This window comes from Paractinoplanes polyasparticus (genome assembly GCF_019710575.1).
GTDB classification, from domain to species: Bacteria; Actinomycetota; Actinomycetes; order Mycobacteriales; family Micromonosporaceae; genus Actinoplanes; species Actinoplanes polyasparticus.
This window is the reverse complement of record NZ_JAHWFK010000023.1, coordinates 1-18,192: the sequence shown is the minus strand read 5'-3', so window position 1 is coordinate 18,192 and position 18,192 is coordinate 1. Positions and strand designations below refer to the sequence as shown.

The window sequence follows — 18,192 nt, the reverse complement described above, 5'->3', positions numbered from 1 at the left end:
CCAATGCCAGGGTTGGTCACCTGGTTAGGAACGCCATCCTACCCGCACAGTCTTCCCCGATGGCGCGGCCGAACCTCCGAAAGAGCTGCCCGGAGAGCGGCAAAGCCCCATCAAACGGTCAGCAGGGCGTGGACAGTGCGGGGTTTCAGGCGCTCGCGGCCCTTCAGGAAGGCCAACTCCATCAGCACGGTGAAGCCCACGACCGTGCCGCCGGCCCGCTCGACCAGCTCGAGAGCCGCGCCGGCCGTGCCCCCGGTGGCGAGCACGTCGTCGACCACCAGGACGCGCTGTCCGGCGATGAACGCGTCCTCGTGCACCTCGAGGGTGGCCTCGCCGTATTCCAGCTCGTACGAGGCCGCCAGGGCCTGGCGCGGCAGCTTGCCCGCCTTGCGCACCGGCACGACGCCCACCCCCGTCGCGTACGCGACGGCCGCCGCCACCACGAAGCCGCGCGCCTCGACGCCGGCCACGACGTCGAACGAGTCGGCGCCGTAGTGGGCGACGATCCCGTCGATCACCTCGTGGAAGGCCCGCCCGTCGGCGAACAGCGGCATCAGGTCCTTGAAGGTGATGCCCGGCTTGGGGAAGTCGGGCACGTCGATCGTGCCGCCGGCGACCACTGCGGCCAGATCGGGGCCGCTGTCTCCGGTGGCGCGCGTCTTCTCATCGGTCACGCGCGACAGCCTAACGAACGACGAAGGGGCAGCCGGTGATCCGGCTGCCCCTTCACTGTCGTGCTGCGTCAGCGACGCTTGCTGCCCCCGGCGGGGCGGTTGCCGGCGCCGCCGGGCCGTCCGCCGCGGTTGGTGTTGCGCTTGGCCGTCGGGCGGCTGCCCGGCCGCGGCGCGGCCGAGGCCAGCGCCGGAGCCGTCTCGTCCGAGTCGGCGACGTTGGCGTCGCGGCCCGTGCGCTCGCCGCGCGGAGCGACGTCGCCCGAGCGGGCGCCGGCCCGGCGGGCGAGCACCCGGGCGGTATGCGCCTTGATCCTCGGCTCGCGGTCCTTGAGCACCGTGAGCACCGGGGCCGCGAACAGGATCGAGGCGATGACGCCGAAGCCCATGCCGACGAAGAGCACCAGGCCCAGGTCCTTCAGGGTGCCCGCGCCGAGCAGGCCGGCGCCGATGAAGAGCAGGCCGCCGACCGGCAGCAGCGCCACCAGACCGGTGTTGAGCGAACGCATCAGGGTCTGGTTGACCGCGAGGTTGGCCGCCTCGTTGTAGGTCCGCACACTGCTGGCCGTGATGCCGCGCGTGTTCTCCTGGATCTTGTCGAACACCACCACCACGTCGTACAGCGCATAACCCAGAATCGTCAGGAAGCCGATCACCGTCGATGGCGTGACCTCGAAGCCGACCAGCGAATAGACGCCCGCCGTGACGATCAGGTCGAGCAACAGCGAGCTGAGGGCCGCGACCGCCATCCGCCACTCGAACCGGACGACCAGATAGACCATCACCAGCACCAGGAAGATGATCAGGCCCAGCAGCGCCTGCCTCGTCACCTGCCCGCCCCAGGCCGCCGACACCTGGTCGTCGCTCACCTCCTCCGGGCTGACGCCGAGATCCTGCACCAGGGCCGTCTTGGCCTGCTCGGCCTGCTGCGCGGTGAGCGCCGTGGCCCGCACGGTGAAGCTCGCGGCGCCGCCGGCGGTGCCGACCCGCTGCGCGGCGCCGACCTCGGCGCCCGGGTCGACACCCTGGATGGCCCGCTCGACCGCGTCGGAGACCTCGGCCTGGGTGAGCTCGGTGTTGCCGACCTTGGCCGGGACGCTGAACGACGTTCCACCGGAGAACTCGATGCCCAGGTGGAACTGCTTGATCGAGATGCTCGCGATCGAGATGGCGACGAGCAGGCCGGCGATCAGGAACCACAGCTTGCGGCGGCCGATGATGTTGACGTTCGCCTCACCCGCGTACAGCCGGGCGGCAAGACCTTGGCGGGCCATCTCAGGCCTCCTTGGGATCGGTCGTGGCAGTACGCAGGACGCGGCCGAGGCCACTGACCCGCGGCGACAGGAACGCCTTGGTCCGCGCGAACATCGTCATGATCGGGTGACGGAAGAGGAACACCACGACCAGGTCGAGCACGGTCGAGAGGCCGAGCGCGAAGGCGAAGCCCTGCACCGCGCCGACCGAGACGATGTAGAGAACCACGGCGGCGAGGATGGTGATCGTGTTCGCCGAGATGATCGTCCGGCGTGCGCGCGCCCATGCTCTGGGCACCGCACTTCGCGGACTTCGACCCTCGTGGATCTCGTCTTTCAGACGTTCGAAGTAGATGACGAACGAGTCGGCCGCGACACCCAGCGACACGATGAACCCGGCGATGCCGGCCAGGGTCAGGGTGAAGCCCATCGTCCGGCCGAGGATCACCAGCGCGCCGAAGGTGAGCAGACCCGACAGGATCAGGCTCAGGAAGATCACGGAGCCGAGCAGGCGGTAGTAGAAGAACGCGTAGATCGCCACCAGGCCCATGCCGATCGCGGCGGCCAGCAGACCGGCCTGCAGCTGCTGGATGCCCAGGGTCGCCGACACGGTCTGGGCCGGGCCCGAGGTGAAGGTGACCGGCAGCGCGCCGAAGTTGAGCTGGTCGGCCAGCTGCCGCGACGAGGCCGAGTTGAACTGGCCGGTGATCTGCGACGTGCCGGTCAGCACGCCCTGGATCTGCGGCGCCGAGATGACGTTCTTGTCGAGCACCACGGCGACGGCACAGTGGTCGACCTGGCCGTACAGCGACTGGGCGGCGACGAAGCAGGGGTCGCTCTGAGTGGCCTCGAACGCCTGCCGGGTCAGCGCGGCCCACTTGGCCGAGCCGGCGCTGGTGAAGTCGAGCGAGACGACCCACTGGCCGGTCTGCTGGTCGAGCTGCGGGCTCGCCTTGGAGATGTCCTCACCGACGACCGGAGCCTTGTCGAGCAGGACCTTGCCGCCCTGGTAGCAGGCGACGGCCTGGGAGTTGACGGCGTCGATGGCGCCGTTCGGCCGGTCCTCGAGCTGCTTGCAGCTGACCGTCGGCACGTTGAACTGCATCTGCGGGGTCAGCACGTTGATCTCTTCGCCGCTCAGCTTGGCGAAGTTCGCGAACGGCAGGCCGGCCTTGGGGTTGGACTGCAGGTCGACCGGAGCGGTCAGCTTCTCGGCCGCGGCCCACGCGGCGGCGCCGACCTTCTTCTCGACGGCGTCGCGCTGCTGCTGCGTGTCGGCGCTCACCGGCGCGTCCCCGGTCGCGCTGGGCGACGGCGCGGGGGCGCTCGGCGTGGCGCTGGGGGCGGGCGCGCCGCCACCCTGACCACCGGAGGAGGGGCTGTTACCGACCTGGGGGGCGTTGGCGCCGCCGCTCGCGGGCGGGTTGGCCGGGGCACTCGCCGGGGCGCTGCCCGGAGCGGAGGCCGGGGCGCTCGGCTGGGCCGACGGCGGGTTCAGCGCGACCGCGGCGGCGTCACCCGTCGCGCCGATGACCATGCGGAAACGCATCTGCGCGGCCTGCGACAGGTCCTTGAGCTGGTCGTCGGCCTTGCCGGCGAGCGAGACCACGATGTTGCGGTCACCCTGGATGACCACCTCGGCCTCGGAGACGCCGAGGGCGTTCACCCGCTCCTCGATGATGTCGCGGGCCTGCTCCATGTTCGCCTTCGGCGGCACCTGGCCGCCCTGGACCGACGCGATGTAGGTGGCCTGCGTGCCACCCACCAGGTCGAGGCCGAGCTTGGGGTGCAGACGGTCGGTGAAGGAGCCACTCGCCCCGCCCGCGAAGAAGACGAGCAGGTAAAGGACAACGAAGATCGCGCCGAGCACGGCAAGCTGCCGTCCGGGATGCATCTGTCCCTGTGGTGGTCGTGCCACGGCTTTCGATCTCCCTGTGTTTACGGCGTCTTGGTGTGGTTGAGGCGGTCGTGGAGTCTAACGTCCGCTTCGCGCTCTCGGCTGCGGCCTCGCGCGGGCCCGACGAACCGGCCCGGCAGCTTGACGCCGCACGGGCCGGCCCGAGGGGTACTACGTCTGAGTTGTCAGTCTTTCTTACGCGTGTCGGTGACCGGGTTGACGATCGGCTCCTCCACGACGGGCTCGGCGATCTCTTCCTCGGCCGGAACCTCGGCCGCGGCGGCCGTCTGGCTCACGACGCGGGCGATGGCCGGGCGCGCGAAGTCGACGTGCACGCCGTCGGCGATCTCCAGCGTGACGACGTCGTCGGCAACGGCGACGACGGTGCCGTGCAGGCCGCCGATGGTGACGATGCGGTCGCCGGGGCCGAGCGCGTTCTGCATCTGCGCGGCCTCGCGACGACGCTTCTGCTGCGGCCGGATCATCAAGAAATACATCACGGCGAAGAGCAGAACGATGAGGAGCAGCGGCGTGAAGCTGCCACCCCCGGATGCCTCGGCTGCGTATGGCACGAAAAAAGCCTTCCGTTGGCCGCCGGTGACGCGGAAGACCACGCACCGGGGCGATAAACACATCCCGGTTGAACGGCGGCGAGTCTAATCGGTCAACCTGGGAGTTCCGAATGCGGCACACATCACGTTCGCATTACGAGGGATTTCACGCATCGCGCGCGAACAGATCTCCTTGCATCGTGCCCGAGGGCGGCGTCTTTCCCAGATGGGCCCAGCCCGCCTCGGTCGCAACCCGGCCCCTCGGCGTACGGGCCAGCAACCCGGCCCGTACGAGGAAGGGCTCACAGACCTCTTCGACGGTGTCGGACTGCTCCCCCACGGCCACTGCCAGCGTGGACAGACCGACCGGCCCGCCCCGGAACGACTCGATCAGCGCCCGCAGCACGGCCCGGTCGAGCCGGTCGAGCCCCAGAGCGTCCACGTCGTACACCTTGAGGGCGGCCCGCGCCGTGGCCTCGGTCACCACGCCGTCCGCGCGCACCTCGGCGTAGTCGCGGACCCGCCGCAGGAGGCGGTTCGCGATACGCGGCGTCCCCCGCGACCGCCCCGCGATCTCGGCCGCGCCGTCGTCGGTGATCGGCACCCCGAGAATGCGGGCCGACCGGTGCAGCAACGAGTCGAGGTCGGCCGGCGAGTAGAAGTCGAGATGCGCCACGAACCCGAACCGGTCGCGCATCGGCCCCGACAGCAACCCGGCCCGCGTGGTCGCCCCGACCAGCGTGAACGGCTCCACATCGAGCGGAATGGCAGTGGCCCCCGGCCCCTTGCCCACCACGACGTCGACCCGGAAGTCCTCCATCGCGCTGTACAGCAGTTCCTCGGCCGGCTTGGCGATCCGGTGGATCTCGTCGATGAACAGCACGTCCCCCGGCGCGAGCCCGGTCAGGATCGCCGCCAGGTCGCCCGACCGCTCGATGACCGGCCCACTCGTGGTCCGGATTCCCGTCCCCAACTCCGCCGCCACGATGTTGGCCAGCGTCGTGTTGTGCACGACCAGGTCGTTCACCGTGAACGTGTGGTCGTCGGCCACGGTCAGGCACCGGCACTCGGTCAGCCCCGCGCCCACGACGGACGCCACCTTGTCCGGCGACAGCCGCTCATCGAACCGATTCCGCCGCGGCGCCCACTCCCGCAACCGCTGACCGCGGTCGCCGATAGGCGTGATCCGCTCGGCGAAGCGGGCCGCATCGTCCTGGCTGGTGATCGACAACCGCCACGACTCGTGAACCCGGCCCAGGTAACGCCCGCGCTTGAGCTTCAGCCGGGACTGAATCCCGAGCCTGAGCAGGAGATGCTGGGTGTCCTCGAGCAGGCCACGCGAAACGCTGTGGAACTCGACGACGACGTCATAGCGGTCTCGGCCACGCCGGCTCACTGTGCCGTCACACGCGAAGTAGGCGGCCAGGAACGCGCCGACCTGCCACTCGTCGCCCCGGAACACGAAGCCGGGAACTCGCTTGTCCCACGCCGTCTTGTCCAGCAGACCTGTCTCGGCCAGCCAGGGCTTCAGCCCGGAGACGCGCACCAGCTCGCTGCGCGCGGAATCGGGGCGGCTCTTGTGCGTATAGCCGAGGCGGTCGCATACCGCCCGGAAGTCATCCAGCACGACGGCGTCTCCGCCGGTGAAGGTGACCTGGTTGCTCGTGCAGCCATCGCCGATCATGTAGCCGGCCAGGCGGAACTCGTCGGTCTCCCCGGCGCTCTCGGCCACGGTCGCCGGGGAGAGGACGTTGGCCAGCACGTCCTCCGGGGTGAGGTCGCCCGCCTTGACCCAGCCCTCAGTCGTCCAGAACGGGTGATCCGGGGCGGCCACGACCTCGCGGCCGGAGGCGGTGCGGATGCGTACGGAGTCGAGTTCGCCCTGCTCGTGCACGGCGAGGACGGCGGCCGGGTCACCGGTGCGGGTGATCACCTGATCGCCCACCACGATGTCGCCGAGGCGGCGTCGGGAGCCGTCGCCCATCAGGACCAGCGCGTCCACCGAGACCGGCTTACCCAGACCGGGAGGCCCCGAGAGCAAAATGTGGTCGGGTGGGGTGCCGCGGCCCATCGCGCCCTTGAGCAGCAGGTCGAGCTGGTCGCGGACGCGGTGCTGGGCGATGAACTCGGCCAGGCGGCGGGGCCGGACGCTGGCCTCGGCGTCGAGCTCGTCGTCGCCGGCGGTGGCGGAGACCAGGTCGTCGCTCATCGGGCCTTGCCCAGCAGGCGGATCGCCTGGCGGAGAAGGACGGGAACCGGGGGGACCTCGCCTTCGATGGATTCGGCCACGGCGACCACAGCCTGGTCGGCCTGCGCGGCGGACCATCCCAGCGCGAGCACGCCCTGACGTACCTGTTCCTGCCAGGCGCCGTTGAGCACGCCGGCTGAGCCGCCGTCGCCGATCGGCAGCGGGCCGATCCGGTCGCGCAGCTCGAGCACGAGGCGTTCGGCGCCCTTCTTGCCGATGCCGGGCACGCGGGTCAGGGTGGCCAGGTCGCCGCCGGCGATGGCGCGGCGCACCGTCTCGGGCTGGTGCACGGCCAGCACCGCCTGGGCCAGCCGGGGGCCCACGCCGCTGGCCGTCTGGAGCAGCTCGAACAGGTGCTTCTCGTCGTCGTCGGCGAAGCCGTAGAGGGTCAGCGAGTCTTCCCGGACGACCATGCTCGTGGCCAGCCGCGCCTCGGCCCCCGGCTTCAGCCCCGCGAGGGTGCCCGGCGCGCACTGCACCTGCAGGCCGACGCCGCCGACCTCGATGACGGCGCTGTCCGGCGCGATCGCCGCCACCACCCCGCGCACGCTTGCGATCATCGGCGGACTCTCCCCTGGTGAGCTTTGCGGGCGGCGGCGAGGGCCGCGGCCTGGATCCGGGCACGGGTGCCGCCGCGCCAGATGTGGCAGATGGCGAGGGCGAGGGCGTCGGCGGCGTCGGCCGGCTTGGGCGGCGCGTCGAGCTGGAGGAGCCGGGTGACCATCGCCGTGACCTGTGCCTTGCCGGCTGTGCCGGAGCCGGTGACGGCCGCCTTGACCTCGCTCGGCGTGTAGGTCTGCACGGGCAGTCCGGCCCGCGCGCCGGCCAGCACGGCGACCGCGCTGGCCTGGGCGGTGCCCATCACCGTACGGACGTTGTGCTGCGCGAACACCCGCTCGACGGCCACGCTCTCGGGCTGGTGCTCGGCGACCAGCGCGGCCAGCGCCCGGTCGAGTTGCAGCAGGCGGTGCGCGATGTCGTCGTCGGCCTCGGTGCGTACGACGTGATAGGCGATCATCGTGCCGGGCCGCCCCGGCACGCCCTCGACGACACCGACCCCGCACCGGGTGAGACCCGGGTCGATGCCGAGCACGCGCACCAAGACCTCCCCTGACTCACGTACGTGTGTTCGACACCCTAATACGCTGCCCTCTTGCGCCCGGCAGCGACACGCCTCGACGATGGTGGCCGGGGGTGTGACCCATGTATCTCGTGCCACCCATGGACGACGAGCCGCCACCGGCGTACGTCGACTTCGTCTCGTGCCACCTCGATGACCTGCGCCGTGAGACGAGCCGGCTGGTCGGCGGCGACCCCGAGGCCGAGCACCTCTACATGGACGTGCTGGCCGACGTGGCCTCCCACTGGCGGCGCCTGTCGTGGCGTCGCCGCCTGCTGGGCCGGCCCCATGCCGAGTACGAGTATCTGCGCCACCGCCTGGAGGTCCGCACGAAGCAGTGGCGCGACGACCAGGTCTACGAGGTCGACGTGCGGGTGCTGCACCGCCCGGCGTACGCGCCCGCCCTGTACCGCCGCGGCGGCAGCATCGCCCTGCTCAAGGCCGCGGTGCTGCCCGACACGCACCGATCCGGCCGGGTGAGCGCCGCCGCCGACGCCGGCATCGCCTGGTGTCAGGCCTACCGGCGCCAGCAGTGGCACGCCGTGGGCCGCCGCATAGCCTTCGGCATCCTCCTCATAGCCACCTTGATCCAGACCATGTCCAAGATCGCGGTCGACTACTGAGAAGCACTTCATCCATCGACCGAGGACATTGTCCTCTGTCTTGATGGACCCGCCCGAAGCCGGTGATGCTTCAATTCGTCGGCTTGTCGGCGCCGACCAGTTGTCACGAGTCAATATCAGGATATTCGCGTTCCAGCTCGGACAGCAGGACGTTGCGTTCGCGGCCGTAGATGGGCTCGCCGCCGGCCAGCAGGAGGCGGTGGACGAAGACGAAGGCGTCGTCGTCGGCGCGGTCGGGGGCCTGGTCGACGATCCAGTACTCGGGGATGCCGTGCTCGGCGTACCAGGCCGCCTTGTCGGTGTATTCGCCGTTCGCCGCGCCCTCGGAGACGACCTCGACGACGAGGTTGAACGACGACGCCGGCAGATGCGAATAGGTGGCCAGGCCGGGTGGCAAACGGCTGGCCACGCCCAGGTCGGGCACGCGGCAGTCGCGGGGGCGGTCACCGCGTACGCCGGGATCCTGGAAGACGTTGAGGCCGGCCTTGTGCAGCATGACCAGCACCCGGCCCGCCATGACCTTGTGCCAGAAGCTCGAGGGCGCCGCAATGACCAGATTGCCGTCGCGCAGCTCGTAGCGGTAGTGCCGCGGCAGGGAGGCGAGGTCGTCGAGTTCGAGATCCTCGATGGGCGGAAGGAAGAGGCCGGTCATGGGCGGGTCGCACCTCCACGCCGAGATGGCTCTGTCCCGCCACCTTACTGGTCACGCGACCAGTCGTCAGGCCTCACCTTTCGCGCGGAACTCCGCCTCGAGCTCGGTCAGCAGCACCGACCGTTGACGCGTGTAGGCCGGTTCGCCGGCTCCGAGCGTCAAGTGGTGAAGATGAACCACCGCGTCCTCGGGTGCGCGATCCGGAGTTCTGTCGACGATCCAGTACTCGACGATGCCGCGCTCCGCATACCATTGAGCCTTTTGCCGGTACTCGCCGTTCGGGGACTTCTCCGACACAACTTCAATGATCAACTGGAAGGCGGAGGCGGGCAGGTTCGAGTCGTTCATATCGGCCGGGAGCTTCTTGAGCACCCCGAGATCAGGTATGCGGCAGTCACGCGGCCGGTCCCCGCGGATCCCAGTGTCCTGAAGAACCCAGCGGAAGCCGGCCGCGTGAAGCATGAGAAGCAGACGCTGCGCCATCAACTTGTGCCAGTAGGTCGAAGGCGTCATGACGACGAGATTTCCGTCGTGCAGTTCGTAGCGGTAGCCACGAGGCAAGGAGGCGAGGTCGTCAACGTCGAGGTCCTCAACCTTCGGCAGATTGACATCGGTCATAACGGCAAGCACCCCCTCACCCTACTGGTCTCGCGACCAGTTGTCACGCGTCAATAGCAGCCAGCACGTCGTCGCTGATGTCGGCGTTCGTGTAGACCTCTTGGACATCGTCGCAGTCGTCGAGCGCGTCGACCAGCTTGAGGACCTTGCGCGCGGCCTCCTCGTCGACCTCGACGTTCATCGTCGGCAGGAGCGACGAGTCGGCCGAGTCGTACTCGATGTTGGCCTCCTGCAGCGCCGTGCGCACGGCGACCAGGTCGGTCGGCTCGCTGACGATCTCGAACGACTCGCCGAGATTGTTGATCTCTTCGGCACCGGCGTCGAGGACGGCCATCATCAGGTCGTCCTCGCTGATGCCCTCGGCCGGGACGATGATGACGCCCTTGCGGTTGAACAGGTACGAGACCGAGCCGGCGTCGGCGAACGTGCCGCCGTTGCGGGTCAGCGCCGTGCGGACCTCGGTGGCGGCGCGGTTGCGGTTGTCGGTGAGGCACTCGATGAGCAGAGCGACGCCGTTGGGGCCGTAGCCCTCGTACATGATCGTCTGCCAGTCGGCGCCGCCGGCCTCGAGGCCGGAGCCGCGCTTGACCGCGTTGTCGATGTTGTTGTTGGGGACGGAGCTCTTCTTCGCCTTCTGGATGGCGTCGTAGAGCGTCGGGTTACCCGCCGGGTCACCGCCGCCGGTGCGGGCCGCGACCTCGATGTTCTTGATGAGCTTGGCGAACATCTTGCCGCGCTTGGCGTCGATGACGGCCTTCTTGTGCTTGGTCGTCGCCCACTTGGAGTGGCCGGACATGCGAGAACCTCCGTTGTGTCAGGCGGCCTGGCGGACCATCTCGACGAAGTACCGGTGGACGCGGAGGTCGCCGGTGAGCTCCGGGTGGAAAGCCGTGGCGAGCAGGTTCCCCTGCCGAACGGCCACAATCCTACCGGCGGCCTGCCCGCCGCTGACGCGGCCCAACACCCGGACGTCGCCGCCGACCTCTTCGACCCAGGGCGCGCGGATGAAGACAGCGTGAAAATCGCCGCCGGCGATGTCGTCGATCGCGACGTCGCCCTCGAACGAGTCGACCTGCCGGCCGAACGCGTTGCGCCGCACGGTCATCTCGATGCCCTGGAAGCTCTCCTGATCGGGACGCCCGTCGAGCACCGTGGTGGCCAGCAGGATCATGCCCGCGCAGGAGCCGTAGACCGGCATCCCGTCGGCGATCCGCTTGCGGATCGGGTCGAGCAGGCCGAACGAGACGGCCAGCTTGCTGATCGTGGTCGACTCGCCGCCGGGGATGACCAGGGCCTCGACGTCGGCGAGTTCCTCGGGACGGCGGATCGGCCGGGTCCGGACGTCGCTCTCGGCCAGCGCGGCGAGATGTTCGCGCACGTCGCCCTGCAGAGCCAGCACTCCGATGTTCACGGTGTCGAGCTTAGGCTGACCTCGTGTTCGCCTTGCGCAGGGTGCGCGACCACATCGACCGCAACAGCGCGGCGCCCCTCACGCTGAGCGGCCTGGCCGCGCTGGGCGGCCTGTCGAGGTTCCATCTCGTACGGGCGTTTCGCGCCGCCTACGGCGAGACCCCCATGCGGTACGTCTCCCGGCGGCGCATCGCCCGGGCGCAGGACCTGCTGCGGCACGCCAATCTGACCGTCACCGAGGTGTGCATGGCGGTCGGCTTCTCGTCGCTCGGCTCGTTCTCGACCCGCTTCACCGAGCTGGTCGGCGAGAGCCCCACGGCGTACCAGAAGCGCTGGGCCACCTCGGCGCCGCACATCCCCGGCTGCTGGCTCTTCATGCACGGAGTGATCGCAATTTCGGAGAAGCCCCCGGGTGCCGGGCGTCCTACGGTCGACAGATGATTCTCAACATCTCGCTGATGACCGTGTACTGCCTCGACCAGGACGCCACCCGCGACTTCTACGTGAAGCACCTCGGCTTCGAGCCCCGCGTGGACGCCCGGATGGGCCGGCTGCGCTGGGTCACGATCGTCCACCCCAACCAGCCCAAGCTGGAGGTGACGCTGATGACGCCGGGCCCGCCGCTGTCGCCGGAGGCGGCCGCCTTCATCCGCGGGCAGCTGGAGTCGGGCCAGATGGGCGGTTTCGGCCTGCGGGTCGACGACTGCCACCGGACGTACGCCGAGCTGTCGGCGGCCGGCGTCGAGTTCCTGCAGGAGCCGTCCGACCGCCCCTACGGCGTCGAGGCCGTCATGCGCGACAACACCGGGAATTGGCTGGTCCTCGTCGAGAACGCCTGATCAACGCCGAGTTTTGTCGCAGCGCGGTGTTTTCCGCTTTCAACTGCCAGGTCAAAGGCCGGCTGTCGTAGCGGGGTGGTGGGTACGGACCGCTGCTCCCGCCGAGGGCATGCTTTCCGCTTTCAACTGCCAGGTCAAAGGCTGGATGTCGTAGCGGGGTGGTGGGTACGGACCGCTGCTCCCGCCGAGGGCGCGGGCGTGCCGAGCTGGGCGCTGGCGCGCCCAGAGCGCTCGGCCCACCCGCGCGACGTGAGTGAGCGGTTGCGCTCAAAGCCATGAACCGCCTGCCAGTGGTCGGCGCAGCAGGGGCTACGTCAGGTTGTTCAGTGCCTTCAGGACTGCGGCCGTCCCGTCCTCCTGGGACAAGATCGCGGCGACCTCTGCGGCCCGCTGCCGATATGCGGGCTCCGCTACGGCCTCGCGGATCGCCGCGCCCAGGCGCGCGGCGGTCAGGCGGCGGAACGGGACGGCGGCCGGGGCGACTCCCAGCCGCACGAGGCGTTGCGACCAGAAGGGCTGGTCGACCATCACCGGCACCGGAACGGCGGGCACGCCGGCGCGCAGGCCGGCGGCGGTGGTGCCGGCGCCCGCGTGATGCACGACCGCGGCCATCCGGGGGAACAGCCACTCGTGCGGCACCTCGGAGATCGTGAGCACGTCGTCGCCGGACGCGTCGAGGCCGGCCCAGCCCGCGCTCAACACGACTCGGACGCCGGCGGCGCGCGCAGCGTCGCGGACCAGGGACGACAACGCCCGGGCGTCCCGGGTGGGCATGCTGCCGAAGCCGACGTACACGGGAGGCGGGCCGGCGTCGATGAAATCAAACAGTTCCGGCGGCGGGACGAAGTCGGGCGAAGGGGCGGGCCACCAGTAGCCGGTCGTGGTGCACGACGACGGCCAGTCCGCGGGTGGCGGGACCACGTGCGGGCTGTAGCCGTAGCAGATGGGCCACCGGGCCGCGTCGAGGTCCCGCAGCCACTGCCGGTGCCCGATGGGCGGCAGCCCGAGCTCAGCCCGCAGGGCACGCACGCCCTGCTTGTAGGGCTGCTGCCCCCATTCGAGCACGGCCCGGGCGGCCGCGCGGTTGCCCCACGCGCCGAGCGAGCGCGTCGTGACCGTGGACGGCGGGAACTCGCGCGTCGGCGTCATGGGCTGCAGGTAGGCGCCCAGGCTGGGCAGCCCAAGACCCTCGGCCACATGTCCGCCGATCCAGCCGGCCGGGGTCAGCAGCAGCACGTCGGCCTGACGGGCGGCCTCGACCATGGCCCGGCCCAGCGGCAGCGCCTGCGCGCCGACCGACCGGTTGACCGCGAGGATGCCGGCCAGCGATCCGCTGCCGGCCCGGGCCATCAGCTCCTCGCGCGTGTCGAGCGGCAGAGCGGCGAACCCGAGGCCGGCCCCGGCCACCATCTTCTCGAAGAACGCGTGCGTGGCAATGGTGACCTGATGTCCCGCCTCCACGAGCCGCACGCCCAGCCCCACGTAGGGTGCGACATCCCCCCGACTGCCCACGGCCAGCGCCACGATCCGCATGGACAGATCCTCACGCAGCGCGCCTGTCGAAACGCTGAGACCGCCCGCGTCCGCCGCACAGCGCAGCGGCAACGGCAGTGCTGTTACTCCGTAGAACCGCCGGGAAGCCGGGACCTGCTTCTGGCCAGGGACGTCCTGTCCAGCCACACCTTGGCGGCCGAGATGACGCAAGTTCTGAGCGCAGCCACTCACTCACGTCGCGCGGGTGGGCCGAGCGCTCTGGGCGCGCCAGCGCCCAGCTCGGCCCGCCCGCGCCCTCGGCGGGAGCGGCGGTCCGTACCCACCACCCCGCTACGACATGACCTCGATCTTGATCCTGATGCCGAAGATGCCGAAGATGCCCACGATGCCTGTGCGCCCGGCCACCGGCAAACCAGGCCACCTGGGGTTCGATTGGCCATCGGACGGCGACGTCTCCCTGCCTACGCTGCTCGTATGTCTGAGAACAAAGGCACCGCCCGGGTCAAGCGCGGCATGGCTGAGATGCTCAAGGGCGGCGTGATCATGGATGTCGTCACGCCGGAGCAGGCGAAGATCGCCGAGGACGCGGGGGCCGTGGCGGTCATGGCGCTGGAGCGGGTGCCGGCTGACATCCGCGCGCAGGGTGGCGTGTCCCGCATGTCCGACCCCGACATGATCGACGGCATCATCAACGCCGTGTCGATCCCGGTCATGGCCAAGGCTCGCATCGGCCAATTCGTCGAGGCCCAGGTGTTGCAGTCGCTCGGTGTCGACTACATCGACGAGTCCGAGGTGCTGACGCCGGCCGACTACGCCCACCACATCGACAAGTGGAACTTCACGGTGCCGTTCGTCTGCGGCGCCACCAACCTGGGTGAGGCGCTGCGCCGGCTCACCGAGGGCGCCGCCATGATCCGGTCGAAGGGTGAGGCCGGCACGGGTGACGTCTCCAACGCGACGACCCACATGCGCAAGATCCGGGCCGAGATCCGCCGGCTGCAGACGCTGCCCACCGACGAGCTCTTCGTCGCCGCCAAGGAGCTGCAGGCGCCCTACGAGCTGGTGAAGGAGGTGGCCGAGCTGGGCAAGCTGCCGGTCACGCTGTTCACGGCGGGTGGCATCGCGACCCCGGCCGACGCCGCGATGATGATGCAGCTGGGCGCCGAGGGCGTGTTCGTCGGCTCCGGCATCTTCAAGTCGGGCAACCCGGCCCAGCGCGCCGCCGCGATCGTCAAGGCGACCACGTTCCACGACGACCCCGATGTGATCGCCAAGGTCTCCCGCGGCCTGGGTGAGGCCATGGTCGGCATCAACGTCGAAGAGGTGCCGGAGCCGCACCGGCTGGCCGAGCGCGGCTGGTAACAGCTGCTCAGACCGGTTCCAGCGGTGTCGCCGGCACCGCTGGGGCCGGCGCCGGAACGGGCACGGCCGCCGGCATCGGGGGCTCTTCGATGTCGAAATACTGGGGGCGCGGGTATTGCCGGGCCATGCGCAGGGCCCGCACCAGCGGGCGGCGGCGGGCGGTCAGGGCATCGCGGACGAGATCGGTGTGCACCTGGCGGGCGAGCACGACGCGGCGGCTGGTGGCCAGGAGCGTACGGGTGGCCGGGTCGGGACCCGAGAGGGCGACGACCTGCAACTGACGGGTCAGGTCGTTCTCGGCCGATTCCCGCTCGTCGGGGTCGGCGTCGAGGGCGAGCCGCGCCGCCGCGTAGAGCTCGATGATGTCGGACTGCTCGGCCACCACCGCGGCCGCCGCGGCCCGGCGCATCAGGTGGGCGTCGAGGGCACGCTCGGCCGACTGGGCCCGCACGTGCACCCGCTCGACCCGATGAGCCGTCCAGCCCAGGTAGGCCGCGAGCAGCACCACCGCCGCGACGACACCCAGGACCCACCACATGGCGGGAATCGTAGTGCCCCGCCGCCTCGCGGTGTTATGACGAGGAGCGTGGTTCGGACCACTCCTCGTCCATGACCCGCCCGTCGGTGGCCTCGATCGCCGTCGCGTAGACCTCGAGCACACGCAGAGCGACGCTCGGCCAGTCGAACGCGGTCACCGCGGCCGACGCCGCCGACGAGAGCGCCGAGCGCCGAGCGGGGTTCGACAGCAGGCTGTCGAGCAGTCCACACAGCGCCTGGGAGTCGCCGGTCGGGAACAACGCCCCGGCCTGGCCGCCGTCGAGCACCCGCCGGAAGGCGTCGAGGTCGCTGGCCGCGATGGCCGTGCCCGCCGCCATGGCCTCGGTGAGGATCATGCCGAAGCTCTCCCCGCCCGTGTTGGGCGCCACATAGACGTCGACACTGCGCAACATGCGAGCTTTGTCGGCTTCGGAGACCAGGCCGAGAAATGTCACCCGCTCGCGCAGGCCGGCCGGAAAATAGTCGTACAGGTCGTCGTGGTCGCCCGGCCCGGCCACCAGCAACCGCAGTCCGGGCCGCTGACGAGCCAGCGGCACGAACGCGTCCCGCAGGATGTCGAAACCCTTGCGCGGCTCGGTGAAACGCCCGAGGAAACCGATGGTGCCGCCGTCACCGGGCCACCCGTCCAGGGGCGCGGCGGCGGCGAACTTCGCGACCGCCACCCCGTTGGGAATCTCGACCGCTCCCCCGCCCAGATGCTCGACCTGCACCTTCCGGGCCAGCTCACTGACCGCTATGCGCGCGGTGATCTTCTCGACCACCAGCTGGAGCATTCCCTGCGCGGCCGACAGCGCCCGCGACCGGGTCATCGCCGTGTGGAAGGTCGCCACCACCGGTCCCCGGGCCGACAGCACGGCCAGCAGCGACAGGCTCAAGGTCATCGGCTCGTGGACGTGCAGCACGTCGAACTGCCCGGCCTTCAGCCACCGCCGCACCCGGGCCGTCGACATCGGCCCGAACGCGATGCGCGCCACCGACCCGTTGTAGGGCAGCGGCACGGCCCGGCCGGCCGAGACCACGTACGGCGGAAGGGTCGCATCCTCGTCGGCCGGGGCCAGCACGCTGACCTCGTGGCCGAGCCCGATCAGGGCCTCGGCCAGGTCCATGATGTGGTTCTGCACGCCGCCGGGCACGTCGAAGGAGTAGGGCGAGACGATCCCGATCCGCATGGCGTCCCCCTAGAGCCACAGTTTCTGCAGCATGTGCCAGTCCTGCGGGTGGTCCGCGATGCCGGCCGCGTAGGCGTCGGCGAGCAGCTGGGTGGTCGCCTTGACCCGCACGTCGAGGGCGCCCTCGGTGGGCGGCGTGATCCGGCGCAGCACGGCGTACGTCTGGGTCGGCGTGAACGACAGGTCGACCGCGAACAGCGGCGCGCCGGTGCGGATGGCCAGGATCGCGGGCCCAGCCGGCATCCGGGTGCGACCGCCGAAGAATTCGACCTCGACCCCGTTGCGGGACAGGTCGCGGTCGCCCAGCAGCGCCACCGCGTACCCCTGCTGCAGCTTCTCGGCCAGCACGTCGAGCGGAGCCCGCCGGCCCCCGGTGAGCGGCAGCACCTCCAGGCCGAGCTTCTCGCGGTACGCCACGAACTGCTCGAAGACCGCCTCGGGCTTGAGCCGCTCGGCCACGGTGATCATGGGCCAGTCGTTGGAGACGGCCCACGCGGCGGCCGCGTCCCAGTTGCCGACGTGCGGCAGCGCGAGCACCAGGCCCTTGCCGTCGGCCACCGCCGTCTTGAGCCAGTCGTAGTGCTCGGGCGAGATGCCGAAGCCGTCGAGGAACTGCTGCCGGGTCTGCGAGGGCAGCCGGAACGCCTCGAGCCAGTACCGCGCGTACGAGCGCAGCCCGTCGCGCACCAGCTCGTCGGGCATGTCTGGCCGCACCTGCTGCAGATTGCGCCGCAGCCGCTGGGTGCCGGGGCCGTTCTTTGCGTACGCCCGGTCGGCCCCCGCCATGAAAAGGCGGCGCGCCACCGGCAACGGCAGCGCCCGCACCACCCGCCACCCGGCGGCGTAGCCGAACTCGATCAACCTGTCCTTCACGCAGGAAGGTCCTTGGCATCAGGGGTTTCGTCGGGCACGGCGCGCGCCTCCGCCTGGGCCTCGCGGACGTCGGCCGGCAGCGGCTCGGTGCGCCCGGCGTGGATCAGCCGCTGGAAGACGGTGACCAGCGAGAGCGCGGCCAGCACCCACAGCGCGGCCGGCAGGCCCCAGTCGAGCCCGAACCCGCCGAGCAGACCGCCGGCACCCACGATGAGCAGGCGCTCGAGGCGCTCGGCGATGCCGACGTCGGCGTCCAGCCCGAGGCTCTGCGCCCGGGCCTTGACGTAGGAGACGACCTGGCCGGCGGACAGGCTGATCAGGGCCGCGACCATGCCGCCGTACGGGTTGCCCTCGGTCGACATGTAGTAGACGACCGCGCCGAAGACGGCCGCGTCGGCCAGCCTGTCCATCGACGAGTCGAGCAGGGCCCCGAACTTGCTGGAGCCGCCCCGCATCCGGGCCATCGTGCCGTCGAGCGCGTCGGTCAGCGCGAAGGCTGTGACGATGACGGTGCCCCAGATGAGCTCGCCTATCGCGCCGAAGTAGGAGCCGAACAGCACGCCGACGGTGCCGGCGACAGTGACGGCGTTGGGGGTGACGCCGATCCGCAACAGGAAACGGGCGAGCGGGTTCACGCCGTAAGCGATGACGGCGCGCGCGGGTACTTGGACGATCTTTGCCATGGCCGTCCCACCCTATCGGCGTGAGCCTGGTCAGCGCGCCCCGCCCGGGCCGTAACGTGGCCGACTACATAGGGTTGCGGGGTGGACGGCGCGGGGTGTGGGATTTACCAACGGCGTCGTAACAGTCTCGAAACGGCAGGAGCGACCGGCCCCCGGGTGGCCTGCCGCAGA

The 18,192-nt window shown here is 70.4% G+C and carries 19 protein-coding genes and 3 pseudogenes; 4 read left to right on the top strand and 18 right to left on the bottom strand.

Translation table 11 applies throughout. The annotated features are described in order from the left end of the window. Window positions 1-110: 110 nt before the first annotated feature. From KXC43_RS21915 to ruvC, 9 genes and pseudogenes are all read right to left on the bottom strand, one after another. Window positions 111-674: an adenine phosphoribosyltransferase gene (locus tag KXC43_RS21915; protein ID WP_221377987.1), complete on the bottom strand. Its 564-nt coding sequence runs from the start codon at window positions 672-674 to the stop codon at window positions 111-113. 68 nt (window positions 675-742) lie between these two features. Continuing rightward, window positions 743-1,945, bottom strand: a complete 1,203-nt coding sequence (gene secF / locus KXC43_RS21910; RefSeq protein WP_221377986.1) for a protein translocase subunit SecF — start codon at window positions 1,943-1,945, stop codon at window positions 743-745. A 1-nt stretch (window position 1,946) separates the two neighbouring features. Next, complete coding sequence (gene secD, locus KXC43_RS21905) at window positions 1,947-3,818, bottom strand: protein translocase subunit SecD (protein ID WP_221378156.1); 1,872 nt, start codon at window positions 3,816-3,818, stop codon at window positions 1,947-1,949. 188 nt (window positions 3,819-4,006) lie between these two features. Beyond that, window positions 4,007-4,393 carry a preprotein translocase subunit YajC gene (gene yajC / locus KXC43_RS21900; RefSeq protein ID WP_221377985.1) on the bottom strand — a complete coding sequence of 129 codons (387 nt, stop codon included), beginning with the start codon at window positions 4,391-4,393 and terminating at the stop codon, window positions 4,007-4,009. Window positions 4,394-4,538: 145 nt separating this feature from the next. Further along, window positions 4,539-5,507: pseudogene (ruvB, locus tag KXC43_RS21895) on the bottom strand (Holliday junction branch migration DNA helicase RuvB); the annotation flags it as partial. 60 nt (window positions 5,508-5,567) lie between these two features. Further along, window positions 5,568-6,206, bottom strand: a pseudogene (locus KXC43_RS51115) (LAGLIDADG family homing endonuclease); the annotation flags it as partial. 39 nt (window positions 6,207-6,245) lie between these two features. Next, window positions 6,246-6,581 (bottom strand): annotated as a pseudogene (locus tag KXC43_RS51110) (Holliday junction branch migration DNA helicase RuvB); the annotation flags it as partial. Next, window positions 6,578-7,180: a Holliday junction branch migration protein RuvA gene (gene ruvA, locus KXC43_RS21880; protein ID WP_221377984.1), complete on the bottom strand. Its 603-nt coding sequence runs from the start codon at window positions 7,178-7,180 to the stop codon at window positions 6,578-6,580. The gene ruvA and the pseudogene KXC43_RS51110, both read right to left, overlap by 4 nt. Further along, the gene (ruvC, locus tag KXC43_RS21875; RefSeq protein ID WP_221377983.1) at window positions 7,177-7,719 is read right to left on the bottom strand and encodes a crossover junction endodeoxyribonuclease RuvC; all 543 of its coding nucleotides are present in this window, start codon (window positions 7,717-7,719) and stop codon (window positions 7,177-7,179) included. Before ruvC ends, ruvA begins: the two co-directional genes overlap by 4 nt. A gap of 104 nt (window positions 7,720-7,823) precedes the next feature. Here ruvC and KXC43_RS21870 point away from each other — a divergent pair, with 104 nt between their 5' ends. Then, the gene (locus KXC43_RS21870) at window positions 7,824-8,363 is read left to right on the top strand and encodes a hypothetical protein (RefSeq protein ID WP_221377982.1); all 540 of its coding nucleotides are present in this window, start codon (window positions 7,824-7,826) and stop codon (window positions 8,361-8,363) included. Between the two features lie 103 nt (window positions 8,364-8,466). Here KXC43_RS21870 and KXC43_RS21865 read toward each other — a convergent pair whose 3' ends face one another. The 4 genes from KXC43_RS21865 to pdxT all read right to left on the bottom strand — a co-directional run bounded on the left by KXC43_RS21865 (window position 8,467) and on the right by pdxT (window position 11,044). Continuing rightward, entirely contained in the window at window positions 8,467-9,015 is a 549-nt protein-coding gene (locus KXC43_RS21865) for a Uma2 family endonuclease (RefSeq protein ID WP_221377981.1), read from the bottom strand. Window positions 9,016-9,081: 66 nt separating this feature from the next. Then, window positions 9,082-9,633 (bottom strand): Uma2 family endonuclease, encoded by a 552-nt coding sequence (locus KXC43_RS21860; protein ID WP_221377980.1) that lies wholly within the window; start codon window positions 9,631-9,633, stop codon window positions 9,082-9,084. A 43-nt stretch (window positions 9,634-9,676) separates the two neighbouring features. Continuing rightward, window positions 9,677-10,429: a YebC/PmpR family DNA-binding transcriptional regulator gene (locus tag KXC43_RS21855; RefSeq protein ID WP_221377979.1), complete on the bottom strand. Its 753-nt coding sequence runs from the start codon at window positions 10,427-10,429 to the stop codon at window positions 9,677-9,679. An 18-nt stretch (window positions 10,430-10,447) separates the two neighbouring features. Further along, window positions 10,448-11,044, bottom strand: coding sequence for a pyridoxal 5'-phosphate synthase glutaminase subunit PdxT (pdxT, locus tag KXC43_RS21850; RefSeq protein ID WP_221377978.1), 597 nt, complete (start codon window positions 11,042-11,044; stop codon window positions 10,448-10,450). Between the two features lie 23 nt (window positions 11,045-11,067). Between pdxT and KXC43_RS21845 the strand changes: the two genes are divergently transcribed. After that, entirely contained in the window at window positions 11,068-11,484 is a 417-nt protein-coding gene (locus KXC43_RS21845; RefSeq protein WP_221377977.1) for a helix-turn-helix transcriptional regulator, read from the top strand. Further along, window positions 11,481-11,882, top strand: coding sequence for a VOC family protein (locus tag KXC43_RS21840; RefSeq protein WP_221377976.1), 402 nt, complete (start codon window positions 11,481-11,483; stop codon window positions 11,880-11,882). The genes KXC43_RS21845 and KXC43_RS21840 overlap by 4 nt, the downstream gene beginning before the upstream one ends. Window positions 11,883-12,191: 309 nt before the next feature. On the opposite strand, the gene KXC43_RS21835 is transcribed toward KXC43_RS21840, so the two are convergent. Further along, entirely contained in the window at window positions 12,192-13,415 is a 1,224-nt protein-coding gene (locus tag KXC43_RS21835) for a glycosyltransferase (protein WP_221377975.1), read from the bottom strand. Between the two features lie 435 nt (window positions 13,416-13,850). On the opposite strand from KXC43_RS21835, the gene pdxS reads away from it, so the two are divergent. After that, a complete protein-coding gene (gene pdxS / locus KXC43_RS21830) occupies window positions 13,851-14,738 on the top strand; it encodes a pyridoxal 5'-phosphate synthase lyase subunit PdxS (protein ID WP_221377974.1) in 888 nt (295 codons plus the stop codon). 7 nt (window positions 14,739-14,745) lie between these two features. Here pdxS and KXC43_RS21825 read toward each other — a convergent pair whose 3' ends face one another. Genes KXC43_RS21825 through pgsA form a run of 4 tightly spaced genes read right to left on the bottom strand, consistent with a single transcriptional unit; the run spans window position 14,746 to window position 18,021 of the window. Further along, a complete protein-coding gene (locus KXC43_RS21825; RefSeq protein WP_221378154.1) occupies window positions 14,746-15,285 on the bottom strand; it encodes a hypothetical protein in 540 nt (179 codons plus the stop codon). A gap of 25 nt (window positions 15,286-15,310) precedes the next feature. Further along, a complete protein-coding gene (locus KXC43_RS21820; protein ID WP_221377973.1) occupies window positions 15,311-16,465 on the bottom strand; it encodes a glycosyltransferase family 4 protein in 1,155 nt (384 codons plus the stop codon). Between the two features lie 9 nt (window positions 16,466-16,474). After that, window positions 16,475-17,338: a phosphatidylinositol mannoside acyltransferase gene (locus tag KXC43_RS21815; protein WP_221377972.1), complete on the bottom strand. Its 864-nt coding sequence runs from the start codon at window positions 17,336-17,338 to the stop codon at window positions 16,475-16,477. Continuing rightward, the gene (pgsA, locus tag KXC43_RS21810) at window positions 17,335-18,021 is read right to left on the bottom strand and encodes a phosphatidylinositol phosphate synthase (protein WP_221377971.1); all 687 of its coding nucleotides are present in this window, start codon (window positions 18,019-18,021) and stop codon (window positions 17,335-17,337) included. The genes KXC43_RS21815 and pgsA overlap by 4 nt, the downstream gene beginning before the upstream one ends. Between the last annotated feature and the right edge of the window lie 171 nt (window positions 18,022-18,192).